General features: G+C 53.0%; 11 protein-coding genes. 7 read left to right on the forward strand and 4 right to left on the reverse strand.

Annotated features, from left to right (window positions below; all coding sequences use genetic code 11):
- The first annotated feature begins 12 nt into the window (after nt 1-12).
- The 5 genes from pqqC to arsB all read left to right on the forward strand — a co-directional run bounded on the left by pqqC (nt 13) and on the right by arsB (nt 3443).
- On the forward strand, nt 13-738 hold the full coding sequence (gene pqqC, locus AADEFJLK_RS05150) for a pyrroloquinoline-quinone synthase PqqC (RefSeq protein WP_103973506.1): 726 nt from the start codon (nt 13-15) through the stop codon (nt 736-738).
- A 212-nt stretch (nt 739-950) separates the two neighbouring features.
- Nucleotides 951-1352, forward strand: coding sequence for a hypothetical protein (locus AADEFJLK_RS05155; protein ID WP_088617797.1), 402 nt, complete (start codon nt 951-953; stop codon nt 1350-1352).
- A 64-nt stretch (nt 1353-1416) separates the two neighbouring features.
- Nucleotides 1417-1818 carry a metalloregulator ArsR/SmtB family transcription factor gene (locus AADEFJLK_RS05160; RefSeq protein ID WP_232463739.1) on the forward strand — a complete coding sequence of 134 codons (402 nt, stop codon included), beginning with the start codon at nt 1417-1419 and terminating at the stop codon, nt 1816-1818.
- A gap of 64 nt (nt 1819-1882) precedes the next feature.
- Nucleotides 1883-2359, forward strand: coding sequence for an arsenate reductase ArsC (locus AADEFJLK_RS05165; protein ID WP_103973507.1), 477 nt, complete (start codon nt 1883-1885; stop codon nt 2357-2359).
- 4 nt (nt 2360-2363) lie between these two features.
- A complete protein-coding gene (gene arsB / locus AADEFJLK_RS05170) occupies nt 2364-3443 on the forward strand; it encodes an ACR3 family arsenite efflux transporter (protein ID WP_088617794.1) in 1080 nt (359 codons plus the stop codon).
- Nucleotides 3444-3513: 70 nt separating this feature from the next.
- On the opposite strand, the gene AADEFJLK_RS05175 is transcribed toward arsB, so the two are convergent.
- Together AADEFJLK_RS05175 and AADEFJLK_RS05180 are read right to left on the reverse strand one after the other, a co-directional pair.
- Entirely contained in the window at nt 3514-3756 is a 243-nt protein-coding gene (locus AADEFJLK_RS05175) for a DUF6868 family protein (RefSeq protein ID WP_103973508.1), read from the reverse strand.
- 49 nt (nt 3757-3805) lie between these two features.
- Complete coding sequence (locus AADEFJLK_RS05180; RefSeq protein WP_088617792.1) at nt 3806-4171, reverse strand: YidH family protein; 366 nt, start codon at nt 4169-4171, stop codon at nt 3806-3808.
- A gap of 423 nt (nt 4172-4594) precedes the next feature.
- Here AADEFJLK_RS05180 and AADEFJLK_RS05190 point away from each other — a divergent pair, with 423 nt between their 5' ends.
- Nucleotides 4595-6295, forward strand: coding sequence for a sensor domain-containing protein (locus AADEFJLK_RS05190; protein WP_103973509.1), 1701 nt, complete (start codon nt 4595-4597; stop codon nt 6293-6295).
- A 42-nt stretch (nt 6296-6337) separates the two neighbouring features.
- Here the strand turns inward: AADEFJLK_RS05190 and AADEFJLK_RS05195 are convergent, their stop codons facing one another.
- Together AADEFJLK_RS05195 and AADEFJLK_RS05200 are read right to left on the reverse strand one after the other, a co-directional pair.
- A complete protein-coding gene (locus AADEFJLK_RS05195; RefSeq protein WP_103973510.1) occupies nt 6338-7330 on the reverse strand; it encodes a response regulator in 993 nt (330 codons plus the stop codon).
- A 23-nt stretch (nt 7331-7353) separates the two neighbouring features.
- Nucleotides 7354-13131 carry a PAS domain S-box protein gene (locus AADEFJLK_RS05200; RefSeq protein ID WP_103973511.1) on the reverse strand — a complete coding sequence of 1926 codons (5778 nt, stop codon included), beginning with the start codon at nt 13129-13131 and terminating at the stop codon, nt 7354-7356.
- Nucleotides 13132-13714: 583 nt separating this feature from the next.
- Between AADEFJLK_RS05200 and AADEFJLK_RS05205 the strand changes: the two genes are divergently transcribed.
- A complete protein-coding gene (locus AADEFJLK_RS05205) occupies nt 13715-14344 on the forward strand; it encodes a TIGR04282 family arsenosugar biosynthesis glycosyltransferase (RefSeq protein WP_103973512.1) in 630 nt (209 codons plus the stop codon).
- Nucleotides 14345-14489 lie beyond the last annotated feature (145 nt).

Raw genomic sequence — 14489 nt, forward strand, 5'->3', positions numbered from 1 at the left:
AAGGTTATCATCATGAGCGAACAACCCGCCTGGACCCGCGAAGAATTCGAAGCCGCCCTGCGCGGCATGGAAAAGTATTACCACATCCATCACCCGTACCACACGCTAATGAACGAGGGCAAACTCACCAAAGAGCAACTGCAAGGCTGGGTTGCCAACCGTTTTTACTACCAAGTGTGCATCCCGCTAAAAGATGCCAACATCCTCGCCAACTGCCCCGACCGCGAAACCCGCGCCTTGTGGATACAGCGCATCCTCGACCACGACGGCCACCCCGGCGACCCCGGCGGCATTGAAGCTTGGATACAACTGGGCATCGCCGTCGGCTTAAGCCGCGAAGACATCACTTCGTTAAAATACGTCTTGCCCGGTGTGCGCTTTGCCGTCGATGCGTACGTCAACTTCGCCCGCCGCGCCGAATGGCACGAAGCCGCCAGCTCATCTTTAACCGAACTATTCGCGCCAAAAATCCACCAACAACGCCTGGACAACTGGCCTGAGCATTACCCCTGGGTCGAATTGGAAGGCTACAGCTACTTCCGCAAACGCCTGACCGAAGCCCGCCGCGATGTCGAACACGGCCTGGCGATCACCCTGGACTGGTACAAAACCCGCGAACAACAAGACCGCATGGTGGAGATTTTAAAATTCAAGCTCGATGTGCTGTGGACAATGGCCGATGCCATGTACATGGCCTACTTCCATAATATGCCACCCTATTTCAACATCGAAAAATAGCCGGACACACGGAGGGCGCGCATCTTGCCCGCCCTCCTCAAGCAACACCAGCCCGCCGTTTTTAACAAGAAAAACCCACCCAACCGCCACCCCAAAACAATCCCCCAACAATTCACTAGGGATTTAGTTGAATTTGCCCGCAAAACTCATTAAAGTGCGGGGTGGTGTGATGCTACGGCAAACCACCCCAACATTCGACTGAGGAGTTTACAATGACAATAACAACAATGCTTAAGTCCGGCCTTTTGCTGGTGACGCTGTTAGCCTGCGCCACCGCCAACGCCTATAGTCCCGAAGAAAAAGAAATCGTCTGCAAAAAACCGCGTTTCACCGATTTTAACCTGACCCCCTATACCGCCGCCGATAATATCGAAGTGTCGCCCGAATCGGAATTTATCATAAAAATATCGGGCTGGGCGAACCCCGAAACCATTAAGCTGATGGTCAAAGGCGAACCCGCACCCTTTAAGTTGGAGAGCAACTCCACCTTCCATAAAATCACGGCGAAATTGCCCGCCCAATTTAACGGCCAATTTGTCAGGGTGAATGTCTATGCCAAAGCCGTTTTAGGTTGCGACGACCAAACCGGCTGGCTGATTAAAATCGCCAAATAAGCCCAGTCTACAGCACAGCACCCCCGTTTTGCGTCCTTATGCAAAGCGGCGGAGTGTTCGCCCAGTGAAACCACTAGCCTTTTATGGCCTTATAATTAAGACATTTTTACTGCCCATGCTGACCCCGACCTTATTCTTCAAATGCCTTGGCGACGACACCCGTCTGCGCTGCCTCATCCTGCTGCACCAACAAGGCAGGCTATGCGTCTGCGAGTTGACCGAAGCCTTGGACATGCTCCAACCGAAAATCTCCCGCCATCTGGCCTTGTTACGGCAAAGCGCCATCTTGCTGGACAGCCGCGAAGGCCAATGGGTATATTACCAAATCAACCCCTCACTGCCGCTTTGGGCGCGGCAAATCCTTGACATCGCCATTCAACAGGCCGCGCAACAGCCGATGCCGCAACAAGACCGCCAACGTTTACACACCATGGCCAACCGCCCTGAACCGCTCCGCTGTTGCTAAGCGGTTTTTTCGCCCCTATAATATACGAAAATTCGAATATCCACATATTATAGGAACCACCACTATGCTCAACGTCTTAATCTTATGCACCGGCAACTCTTGCCGCAGCGTCCTAGGCGAAGCCTTAATCAACCATCTGGGCAAAGGCCGCTTACAGGCCTTTTCCGCAGGCAGCCGCCCGGTCGGCAAAGTCAACGACCACGCCTTAGCGATCCTGGCGCGGAACGGCTTGCCCACCGACGGCTACCGCAGCCAATCGTGGGATGAATTTGCCGACACGGGCATCGACATCGCCATTACCGTCTGCGACCAAGCCGCTGGCGAAGTCTGCCCCATATATCTCAACAGCACCACGCGCGGCCATTGGGGTCTGCCTGACCCTGCCCATGTCAGCGGTACCGACGCAGAAATTAACGCCGCGTTCCAAGCCACTTACGACGCATTAGAAAAACGCATCACCGCCCTGCTCGCTTTACCGTTAGAAACCTTAAGCGGCAGCGAACTGAGCGCCCACATCAACCGCATCGGCCAGAGCAGTTAAGGCTATGAATAGCGCAACCGCTGCTGTAAAAACCAACGCCGCCTCCAAACGCCTGGGCTTTGTCGAACGCTTCCTGACTGTATGGATTTTTCTGGCAATGGCCTTAGGGATAGGCCTAGGCTATGGTGTGCCTGCCCTGCCCCAGTGGCTAGGCCAATTCCAATCCGGTACCACCTCACTGCCGATTGCCGCCGGACTCATCATCATGATGTACCCGCCGCTGGCGAAAGTCCGTTATGAAGAACTGCCGTCGCTGTTCAAAAACCTGAAAGTCTTCTCCTTGTCCCTGCTGTTAAACTGGCTGATCGGCCCGGTACTGATGTTCACGCTGGCGGTGCTGTTTCTGCACGATTACCCCGCTTACATGGTCGGGCTGATTATCATCGGTTTGGCGCGGTGTATCGCGATGGTGCTGGTCTGGAATGAATTGGCGGATGGCGACAGCAACTACTGCGCCGGGCTGGTGGCCTGTAACTCACTGTTCCAAGTCCTGCTATTCCCGTTCTACGCCTATCTGTTCGTCACTGTTTTGCCGGATTGGCTGGGTATCGGCGAAGGGGCGGAAGTGAAGCTGACCATGCTGGAAGTGGCGAAAAGCGTCTTTATCTATCTGGGCATCCCGTTTCTGGCGGGCATGGCGAGCCGTTTCATCCTAGTGCGGCAAAAAGGCGTGGTGTGGTACGAACAGGTGTTTATCCCGCGTATCAGCCCCATCACCCTGATCGCCCTGCTCTTTACCATCTTGGTGATGTTTTCCTTAAAAGGCGACTACATCGTGCAACTGCCGCTGGATGTCTTGCGTATTGCCGTGCCACTGGTGATTTACTTCGCCATCATGTTCCTGCTGACCTTCTATCTAGCCGCAAAAATGGGCGCGGATTATCCGGTCAGTGCGACGCTAGCCTTTACCGCCTCCGGCAATAATTTCGAGCTGGCGATAGCCGTCGCCGTCGCCGTGTTCGGCCTCAACTCCGGCGAAGCCTTCGCCGCCGTCATCGGCCCCTTGGTGGAAGTGCCCGCCCTGATCGGATTGGTAAAACTGGCTCTGTATTTTCGCGGCAAATATTATTTGCCTAAAGCCTAAACGGCGTGGAAGCTGTGGCGGGGTTAACACGCGCATCCCCGCTCAGCCCAACCATTAGGGCCATATAACCTCAGCCCATTAGCCGCAAAGCCAAATAAGGGGTGATATTCAACAACAGCACCCCTATCTTATACAAGGCCATACCCGCATAATGGACTGCATCAACCTGTCCGACCGACAATTGGAACCAACGCCCATGTAAGCGATACAGCCAAGCATGGGCGCACTTAAAACAGAAAAACCATACCATCAACACACTATAGTTAATGACCGCCGAATACCCCAGCAGAGTTGCCAACTCATTGCCCGTCATTCCCTACTCCCCAAACGGATAGGACAGCCCTTGCCCATGGCTCCCCCAACTACAGTATCTTAGCCTCAAGAAACAAAGACACCACTAAGGCAATACCTAACAGGGCGACCATCACATTAATAAAAACCCCAAAACCAGCACTATACCCTTCGGGTATTTCAATCGGCTTTAGGGTACGCAACACTTTCCGGTATTGCCTGACCGCCACCAGTGCCGCCAACGCCCCCATAGCGATAAACCCCAAGCCTATCCAAAAAGCCCAAGCCGTATTTTGCTTGGCTACCAAGATATGCATAAACAGACCAAACCGCTCAATAACAAAACCAAACGCCATCAAGGTCAGGCTCGTGCGGTTCCACGCCAATAGGGTGCGTTCCGCCGCAAAAAATACTCTAGGGTCGTTTAATTCTGACATGTCTTATGCAATAAAGTAAGAGGGTTTGTTAACAACACAGCTTAGCACCAGAAAAAAACACCAAGAAAGTCAAAAATTTGCGTTAATACCTAGTAAACCAAGACAACGAAAGACAACCCTGCCCACCAAAGCAGAGCGCAAAATAACACCTATACTGTTCAGTTGCCGCCGTAACCAGAAAAAAGAATTATGTGGCTGATAAATACCTGTATATCATAAGGTAAAAATCCATAAAACCAAGCAAAACAAACAGCCCATAACCCGGCTAAGAGGCGGACAGGCAATAAATTAAGCCACTTGCGGCTTTTTAGGTTTTGCCGATCGCTTTCATGTCTTACTTTACAGCAGCCGGCAAAAAAAGCAGCCTGCGGCATGAAGCCAGACCATTAGATGCCATAAAATTTACTCTTTTCGGAACCGAGCATGTCAACCCTAAATTCGGGCATAGCCGCCCCCTTTTCAGTCCCCGAAGGCTCTGTTTATCTGGCTAACGAAATGCTGCCCGATTTTTTAGGGCAACTGCCTAACGGCGTCGCCTACGGCAAGATCCTGTACCAAAACGGGCAAGCATACGACTGCGCTTACTTCTACACCAACCCAGCCTTCCAGCGGCAATCTGGACTCCAAGACTTAAGCGGGCAACCGGATATTTTTGCCCGCTATGCGCGGGTGGCGGCAGGTGGCCCGCCGGAACATTTCCAAGTTTTCCCCGACACCTTTCAAGCCCCCTATTCGGTACAAGTTTTTAGCCCTAAACCGGAGTATTTTGTTTGCATAGTCAACACCAGCCCGCCACCCCCAACTGACAGCCCATCCTCCCCCTCGGCACGCCGCTATCTGTGTGTTTTAGAAGACCAGACCGAAATAATTTGCCGCTTTCTGACCGACGGCACAATCCTTTATGTTAACGATGCCTACTGCCGCTTCTTTGGCAAATCGCGCGAGTCCTTAATCGGCAAAACTTGGCAACCGACCGCTTGGGCAGAAGATTTACCGCTAATTAATGCAAAACTGGCTATGCTATCGCCCGCCCAGCCCGTTGTCACCATAGAAAACCGCCTGATAGCGGCTGACGGTAGCCTACGTTGGGGACAATTTGTCAACCGAGGTTTTTTCGATGCCAATGGCCAACTCCTAGAAATGCAATCGGTGGGGCGCGACATCACCGAACAAAAGCAGATGGAAGCGGCACTGCGCGAAAGCGAAAAGCGTTTCCGCCTGTTAGCCGATAACGCGCCCGTACTGATCTGGATGGCGGGGTTTGATGCCTCGCGCCTGTATTTTAATCAAGTCTGGTTAGACTTTACCGGACGCACCTTGGCGCAAGAACGCCATCAGGGCTGGACTGAAAATGTCCATCCCGATGATCTCCCACATTACTTAGCGGCCTATCAGACAGCGCTGGCTAACCGGGAAAAATTTGCCGTTGATTATCGGCTACGCCGCAAAGACGGGGCATACCGTTGGCTAACCGATCATGGTGTACCCCGTTACGACGACCAAGGCAACTTTTTCGGCTACATCGGCTCGTGCATAGACATTACCGAACGCCATAACAAGGAGGAACAGGCCAAGCAACAAGCCTTGTATGACCCGTTGACCAAACTCGCCAACCGCCGCTTGCTGCATGAGCGCCTGGAGCATACCTTGGCCACCCTCAAGCACCATCACGGCTATGGCGCCTTGCTGTTTTTGGACTTAGACAATTTTAAACCGCTCAATGACCTGCATGGCCATGAAATTGGCGACCTGTTGCTTATTGAAGTGGCGCGGCGCATCGGCCACTGTATCCGCGACATTGATACCGTGGCACGGTTCGGCGGTGATGAATTTGTGGTGTTAATCAGTAAATTAGAAGCCGTTGAAGCCCGTGCCGCCGCTTGTGTTCACCGGGTCGCCGAACGTATACGCAACCAACTGGCACAACCCTATACGCTGACCCTACCGTCTGGCGGCGATCAGGCCGTAGTCCATCATTGCACCTCCAGTATTGGCGCGGCCTTATTCGGCCCCAAACACAGCCAAGCCAAGCAAATCCTCAAACACGCCGACCAAGCCATGTATAAGGCCAAAGCCAACGGACGTAACAGGGTGCATTTTTATACGCCTGATGACGACCTATGAAATGGCTTTTGCTACCGGGCCATTTCAGCCAACCCTAAACCATCAGCCATGCACCACTTCACGACCATCCCATTCGGCTTTAATTTTTAGGATACTTGGCAAAATACGGATGAAAATAGCCAGCAGTTCGGGGTCGAAATGCTGACCAGAACCTTCTTTGAGAAACTCGATGCTTTTTTCGACAGGCCATGCGTCTTTATAAGGCCGTTTCATCGACAACGCGTCGAAGACATCGGCAATGGCGACAATACGCGCGGATTCGGGGATGGCTTTGCCCGTCAAGCCTTCGGGATAACCGCCGCCGTCCCACTTTTCATGGTGATATAGGGCGACTTCCGCCGCCAGTTTGAACAGCGGAGCATTGCTTTTAGAGAGGATATCGTAACCGATGCGTGGGTGCGTCTGCATCAGCGCCCATTCGTCTGGAGTCAATTTATCGGGTTTGCGCAAAACCGAATCGGGAATGCCGATCTTACCCGTATCGTGCATGGGGGCGGCCAACTCCAATAAATTACACTGGTCTACAGGCCAACCCGCCGCCTCTGCCAAGGCGCGGGAATATGCTGCCATACGCCACAGGTGTTCACCAGTATCAGTGTCTTTATAATGTCCGGCATCACCAAGCATAAACACCGCATCACGCTGGGTTTTTTCCAGCTCGCAAGTACGCACCAACGACAAATGGGTGCGTACCCGTGCTTTGACAATACCCGCACTGACCGGCTTAGTCAGGTAATCGACGCAACCGACGGCAAAGCCTTCTTCTTCGTTGCCCAATTCCGACAGGGCAGTGACAAAGATAACCGGGATGGCTTCAAAGCGCGGATCAGCTTTTAAGGCGCGGCAAACGTGATAGCCGTCCATATCAGGCATGTTAATGTCGAGCAAAATCAGCCGGGGATGGTGCTTGGCTACCGCCGCTAAGGCCTGAGCGCCGTTACAGGCAAACACCAAATTATAATCCGGTTCCAAAATTTGCCGCAGCATGGCGAGATTGGTAGGTTCATCATCTACGAGCAATAAAGGCAGGGTCATAGGAGCTCAATTCTTCAACGGTTTTAGTCAGCTATTAAGGTGGCCATCAAGGTGCGTACCGACAGTTCAGCAGCGCGAAAATCAAAATCACCTACCTGATTTTGCAGCAAGGCCAGATGTTCGGGGGCAAGTTGCCCTTGCAATTTTAACAACAGCGGTTCGACGCCGCTCGGACTGTCTTGGTCTAAAGCGTCTAACAACTGCACCAGCACCACCATAACCTCAGCCGAAGAGCTAGGTTTGGTTGTTAAAACTGGGCTTTTTTGTCCTTTTGTGCTTACTTCTTGCCACTGCGCTAGTGATAAGGATACTTCGTCAAGTGCGGCCTGTAAAGCCTCAGCTTTAGTCTGTGCGGCAAGCACTTCACCCGCCGCTAACCGCACATCCACCGCCTGCGCTTGGGCGGCTACCGAGGTTAACGCTAACGTTGCCGCCACGCCTTTTAGCTTATGCGCCAAAGCGGCCGCGGCCGCACGGTCACCCGTTTCAAGGCAATGGCTAATGGTGCGCCCGGCATCGCTATACGCACTGGTAAACTTAGCCAAATAAGTGCGGTAGACCGCCTTATCTTGCCATTGCCCTAGCCCTGCCGCCACATCAATCCCCGGCAATAAACTAGGGTCTGCGGCGGTGTCAGGCTCAACCTGAGACGCTAATGCGGCGGTACGCTCTAGGGTAAAGTGCCGGATCACCGCGATTAATTGCCCGACATCAAACGGCTTAGCGACAAAATCGTCCATACCCGCCGCAGCAGCCGTCTCGCGCAGGGATTTAAAAGCCCCAGCCGTTAGGGCGATAATAGGCAATTTTTGCCAACGCGCCTCTTGGCGGATATGGCGGGTGGCCTCGTACCCATCCATACGCGGCATTTGGATGTCCATTAACACAATGTCAACCGCATCGGGATGGCTATACAACCAATCCAAAGCCTCTTGGCCATCAGCCGCCAAATTAACGCGAGCCCCGTCGGCTTCAAGGATGTGCTGCACCACGTCACGGTTGATGTCGCTATCATCCACAACCAACACCCGCACCCCCGGCAAACGTTGGTTGGGCAGGGGAGCTTCCGCCTCGCTTACTGTGCCGCCCCGCTCCACAGCGTTGATAATGCGGGTAATGGTGTTATATAAGGCCGAGGGCGTGACCGGTTTAGATAACACACCATCCACCCAAGTGATACCGGACTGGCCGAGCAATTCTTCGCGCGAATAGGCCGTTACCATAATAACGATAGGTGTGCTATTGGCGGTGCGGATGGGATTTTTCCGTAAGTTTTCTTGGATGATTTGGGCGGTAAGCAGACCGTCTTGTCCGGGCATCTTCCAGTCAAGCAAAATCACATCATAAGGCTTAGGGCTATCTTGGCGCACTAAAATATGCGCCAGCGCGGCAGGGCCGGAACTGACGGTCTCGGCTATCCAGCCCAAACTGTGCGCCGTCAGCGCCAACGCTTCCCTGGCGGTGGCGCTGTCATCGGCTACCAGCAACGCCAAATTCGTCAGTTGGGCGGGCGTGCGCCGCCATTGCGGGTCTTTGGTGAGGGGCAGGACAAACCAAAACACACTGCCCCGCCCAATCTCGCTGTCAACCTGTAATGCGCCGCCCATCAGCCGCACCAACTCTTGGCTAATCGCCAAACCTAAGCCGGAGCCACCAAACCGACGGCTGATGCTATTGTCGGCTTGGCTGAAGGCAGCAAAAATTTCCTGCTGTTGTTCGGGGGAAATGCCGATGCCAGTATCATGTACCCCAAAGCGCAGGCTCACCTGTTCCGACGTTTCGGTTTCGAGGCTGACCCGCAACACCACTTCGCCTTGTTCGGTAAATTTAATAGCATTACTGAGCAAATTGACCAGCACTTGTTGCAGGCGTAAGCCATCGCCGATAAGCCCGTCAATCGACGGAGCGGGGGTAATGACCAGTTCAATCGCCTTATCATTGGCAGCGGAGGACATTAACGCCGCCAAATCGTCCAAGATGTCCGACAAGCGGAACGGTACTTGCTCCATCTCCAAGCGCCCTGCCTCAATTTTAGAGAAATCCAGCACGTCATTAATAATCGCCAATAGCGAACGGCCCGCGCGGTGGATTTTGTAGACCAACTGCCGCACCTCATTATCCAACGGCTGTTGCTCCAACAAATAACAAAACCCCAACACCGCGTTCATCGGGCTGCGGATTTCATGGCTCATATTCGCCAAAAAGCTGGTTTTTACTTGTGACAGCCGCTCCGCCTCCTCACGCGCCAGTTGCAGTTCTTCGGTGCGGGTGGACACCAGTTGCTCCAAATGGTCGTGATAATGCAGCAACTCGGCTTCGCTGTGTTTGCGGCGGCTAATGTCTTGCACGGTGGCGACCCGATAAAGAATCGTTCCGGCACCATCCTTAACACTGACTAAATCAACCTGTACATCAAACACATAGCCGCCTTTGTGCTGGTAGCGCGATTCAAAGCTGATCCAACCCAAGGTATCGGCAACCTGTAAATGGGGCTTAATCGCCGCCTGTTCCTCAGGCGGATATAAAGCAGCAATCGGCAAACCCACCAGTTCGCTAGGATCACCGTAACCTTGCATAGACGCAAAAGCCGGATTACAAAAATTGATACCGTTAGTCAACGGGTTGCCGATGACAATACCGTGGGCACAATAGTGGAAGGCATCTGCCCAGCGCTGCAACTCAGCCGCTGTCCGCTTCTGGGCAGTAATATCCTGTACCGCCCCGATCATCCGCAACGGTACACCGTCCGCATTTTTTTCTAGCTCGGCAAACGCCAATAACCAACGGTACTGGCCATTGATGGGGCGGCTGCGGAATTCCAAACTGACTGGCTCACCCCCTGCTATTAATGCCTCCCGCCACGCTTGGACAGCCATGCGGTCATCAGAATAAACCAACTCCCCAAAAGCCTCCTTATTAGGCGGTGCATCGGTTGCCGACGACAAGCCAAACAGGCGGAAGGTTTCCTCACTCCAGCGGAGCTGCCCGGTTTTAATGTCCAACAACCAACTGCCGATATGGGCAATCGCCTGTGAGGCCGCCAACAGCCGTTCTTGCTCGCGCAGGGAGTCCTCTATGGCCTTACGCCCGCTAATGTCAATCAGATGCGTCACCAAGCCCTTAAAAGCTCCTTGCAAGGGGACGACATCGAGCCTAAACCAACGCTGCCCATCGCCAATAGCCAAGAGGAACTCTTGCGAAAAACGCGCTTGGTCGCCATTCAGCACCGCCTGTAAGCCCTGCAAAATTTGCGTGGCCTGCTGTTGGTCGGTGCTATCACGGCACATAGCAAAATAATTATGGCCAATATCTTCTGGCTGTAATATGCCATGGCTAGCGGCTGTGGAAAAGTTTTGGCCGTCTTGGTTAACATGGATAATCGTACCCTGATCGTCCAATACGGCAATAGAACTGTCCAGCGAATTCATCACCGAGCGTGTCAGATTTTCCGAAGCCCGCAAGCTCTCCAGCAAGCGGCGGTGTTCAGTCATATCATTCGCCAAGACCACCATCACCGGACGGCCATGCAAGATCAAGGCATGGATATTAATTTGCACCCACAATAACGTGCCGTCTTTCTTTTTATGCTGCCACTCACCCAAATTGATTGGCCGGTCAAATTCGCTCAAGGTCATTTCAATTGCCGCCAGCGTCCGCTCGATTTCCGTCTCAGGGCGAATATCCTTAATACTCAGCGCTAAAAATTCCTCGCGCGTATAGCCGTATTTAAGCAAGGCAGCACTGTTAACATCCAGAAACATCAGCGTTTCATAGTCCAAAATATACATCGGCACAGGATTGGCCGCAAAAATTAGCCGATAATAAGCTTCGGAAGCCCGGATGCTTTCCTCCGCCTGCTTTAGCTCATGGATGTCAGTACAAGTGCCAAACCATTTATAAATAGCCCCCGACCCGTCGAGAACCGGCACGCCCCGCACCAACCACCAACGGTACTCGCCGTCGGCACGGCGCAGACGGGATTCCAGCGAATAGATGCCGTTGTGATGCACCGCCTGATGCCAAGCCGCTATAGACTGTTGCCGCTCATCAGGATGAAACGGAATGCTCCACCCGTCGCCATAGCTTTCCGCCAAACCCAGCCCGGTATACCCGCACCATTGCGAATTAAAATAATACGTCATACCCTCACGGTCAGTGGCCCAAACAATTTGCGGCATGGATTCCGCCAACCAGCGAAACTCACGCTCACTGGCCGCCAGTGCCTGTTCGCTGAGCTGGGCCGCCAATTCCGCCTGTTTGCGCCCGGTAATGTCCTGTACTGTGCCATACAAGCTAGTGATCGTATCATTAGCCGCCCGTATTGCCATACCCCGCGCGGTAATCCAACGGCGGCCACCGTCCGCCCGCAACACTTCAGCATCGCACTCATAAGGCAGCCCCGCCGCCAAAGCCGTTTCGACAGCAACGGTAAGTTGCGCCCAAGTTTCAGGGGTAAAAAGCGTCTGGACAGCCGGATAAGTGAGCGCGGGCAGTGCCGGATCCAGCCCGTAAATGCGGTAGGTTTCTTCCGACCAAGTATGCGTATCGGTGGCGACTTCCCAGCGCCAGTTCCCCAACCCCGCCAGCCGTTGCGTCTCCAGCAACTCTTGGTCTTTTCTGACCAACGCTTGCTCGGCTTCTTTGCGGTTTTGGATGTCTTCAACAATACCCGCTAATAGCAGCGGCTCGCCTTGCGGGTCTAAACGGTGGCCACCCTTAGCACGAATCCAGCGTACCACCCCATCGGCACGGCGTATCCGGCACTCAAAATCCCAATCCGATCGGGTCTGGGTCGCCTCCTGAAAACAGCTATGGACACCCAACCTATCCTCAGGCACAACATGCTCCAAAAACTGCTCATAAGTCCAACTATCAAGCGGGGTCGAGTAACCAAAAATCTGGTCGTGCAAGGCCGTGCGTTGTGACTGATGGGTCAGCAAGTCTAACTCCCAAGCCCCAACTTGCAGAGTGCTAAGGGCAAAATTCAAACGCTGCCCGCTATCTTGCAAGTGCTGCTCCAGCTTTTTCCGGCTGCTAATATCAATGACGATACCGCGATACAGCATCACCGCCCCGTCCGCATCGGCATCCGCCTGCCCGCGCGACATCAGCCAACGCTCTTGGCCGGGCGGACAGCCGGCGACGCGCCATTCCAAAACAATACCTGTACCGCTTTGCACGGCCTCATTCAGACGCTTAAGCACCGCTTCCCGGTCATCAGGATGCACAGACGATAACCACAGCTCATAAGACGGCTCGGCGCTCCCAGGCACCAAACCATAAAGCCCCCAAAGGTTGGGCGACCACTCATTGCGGTTAGTCCTGACATCCCATTCCCACAACCCGGCCTCGGCGGCTTCCAGGGCAAGGCGCAATCGGGATTGGCTAACATCCAAATTGCGCGTGCTGATATGGCGCAATTGCGCATAAGCCGTTTGCAAAAGCCCATGTACCACACTGAACATCACCCCCATCACCCCAAACACCAATGCCGAATACAGATGCCGGGGGTCCTGAATAACCCAAGACCACTGAGTGGGAATAAAGATATAAATGCCTAGGACGATGGCGACACCAGTCGCCATCAGGCCGCCGATAAAACCGCCCACCCAAGCGCTGATAAAGACCGCCGGATACAAAAACAGCCACGTCAACGGCGGCAGATAAGGCCACAACAGCCATTGCAGCACAGCGGCAAACACCGGCATTAACACCGCCAACAACAACCGCCAAGCACTATGCCCGCGCAACGGCTCAACCGGCAGCTTGGACACCAAGAAAGCCGGACATATCATTTTCATATCTGCACCTTTTTTAATCAGCCCGCCCCCATTGGCAACCTGACTGCCGAAGTGCGGGATCTTTAAATCCTAAAACCATAACACCCCATGTTAACCTGTTATATATACTCTGAGCAGAGAAAATGTCCAATTTTTTGCTGTATAACATCAGCTAAGCACTGGATTTACTGGATTTATCGGAAAATAAGCATTTGCGCAGCAACCAACTACTAAAACACAGCGACCCGCTATTGAAACCCTTTCACATTGAATTGTTTAATAACCCGTTTTGATACCCATGTAAGCAACCGCCGCCAAGAATTCCCTAATGAACAGCAAAGCATAATCAAACACTTGAAAAATGGCGTTGTTCATCAATAAGGGCGTTTATACAATTATGTTTATTCACCACATAGGCCATCATCACTTTACCTTTCAATCTGAATTGTAGGATGTTTGGTGCAGGTGTAGTTGATCGGGTATTCTATGTATACTTCAAACGGTCAAGTTTTCGGTTTTAGGATTAACCGAAAACTTGGCCGTTCACAGTATCTCTTTGCTTTGTTGTCATGCCCTATGAAATACACTCGTTACTTTTGATGCTATGACTTATCACTATCCCGACGCAGTATTAATGGTGTTCTGCAAAGCCCCTGTCCCAGGGCAGGTTAAAACCCGCTTAATCCCCACCCTCAGTGCTAGGCAAGCCGCCGACGCACATATCGCCCTTGCCCGCCATACCCTGCATATAGCAACTAAACGGCCTTTATGCGCCGTACAATTATGGTGCGCACCATCGCCAGCGCATCCTTTTTTTCAGGCCGCAGCGCAGAATTTTAGCGTGACGTTAAAAACCCAGCAAGGCAATGACTTAGGCGCACGGATGGCGGACGCATTTCAGGACGTTTTGCAAAACTACGCCCACGCGCTCCTGATTGGCTGCGACTGCCCATCCTTGACTGAGGCGGATTTGGCGCAGGCATTAACCGTGTTACAGAAAGGCTATGACAGTGTATTAGCACCGACCGAAGATGGCGGCTATAGCTTAATTGGCCTAAACCAAACCGCTGCTGAACTGTTTGCTGCTATGCCGTGGAGTACGCCGCAAGTGCTGCCGGAAACCCGTGCACGTAGCCAGCGTTTAGGACTACAATGCTATGAATTGCGGGAACAATGGGATGTGGACACCCCAGCCGATTGGGCGAGATATAAACAATGGTGCGGGGGTATTTAAGGGGGCTTTGTGGGCAGAGCCACAAGGGTTGAGGCTCTGCGGGTTGGATGAGGAGTATGATTAAACGTTGCCAAAAAATACGGTGAAAAACATGACGCTTACCACCACTAGGCCAAAAACCCAAAATAACTTTAACTCATCAAAC

Source organism: Methylovulum psychrotolerans, assembly GCF_002923755.1.
In the GTDB taxonomy this organism is placed as follows: Bacteria; Pseudomonadota; Gammaproteobacteria; order Methylococcales; family Methylomonadaceae; genus Methylovulum; species Methylovulum psychrotolerans.

What these genes read in the sequence shown, in the direction of transcription:
- pqqC (WP_103973506.1), top strand. Translation starts at nt 13, where the DNA reads ATGAGCGAACAACCCGCCTGGACCCGCGAAGAATTCGAAGCCGCCCTG.
- AADEFJLK_RS05155 (WP_088617797.1), top strand. Translation starts at nt 951, where the DNA reads ATGACAATAACAACAATGCTTAAGTCCGGCCTTTTGCTGGTGACGCTG.
- AADEFJLK_RS05165 (WP_103973507.1), top strand. Translation starts at nt 1,883, where the DNA reads ATGCTCAACGTCTTAATCTTATGCACCGGCAACTCTTGCCGCAGCGTC.
- arsB (WP_088617794.1), top strand. Translation starts at nt 2,364, where the DNA reads ATGAATAGCGCAACCGCTGCTGTAAAAACCAACGCCGCCTCCAAACGC.
- AADEFJLK_RS05175 (WP_103973508.1), bottom strand. Translation starts at nt 3,756, where the DNA reads ATGACGGGCAATGAGTTGGCAACTCTGCTGGGGTATTCGGCGGTCATT.
- AADEFJLK_RS05180 (WP_088617792.1), bottom strand. Translation starts at nt 4,171, where the DNA reads ATGTCAGAATTAAACGACCCTAGAGTATTTTTTGCGGCGGAACGCACC.
- AADEFJLK_RS05190 (WP_103973509.1), top strand. Translation starts at nt 4,595, where the DNA reads ATGTCAACCCTAAATTCGGGCATAGCCGCCCCCTTTTCAGTCCCCGAA.
- AADEFJLK_RS05195 (WP_103973510.1), bottom strand. Translation starts at nt 7,330, where the DNA reads ATGACCCTGCCTTTATTGCTCGTAGATGATGAACCTACCAATCTCGCC.
- AADEFJLK_RS05200 (WP_103973511.1), bottom strand. Translation starts at nt 13,131, where the DNA reads ATGAAAATGATATGTCCGGCTTTCTTGGTGTCCAAGCTGCCGGTTGAG.
- AADEFJLK_RS05205 (WP_103973512.1), top strand. Translation starts at nt 13,715, where the DNA reads ATGACTTATCACTATCCCGACGCAGTATTAATGGTGTTCTGCAAAGCC.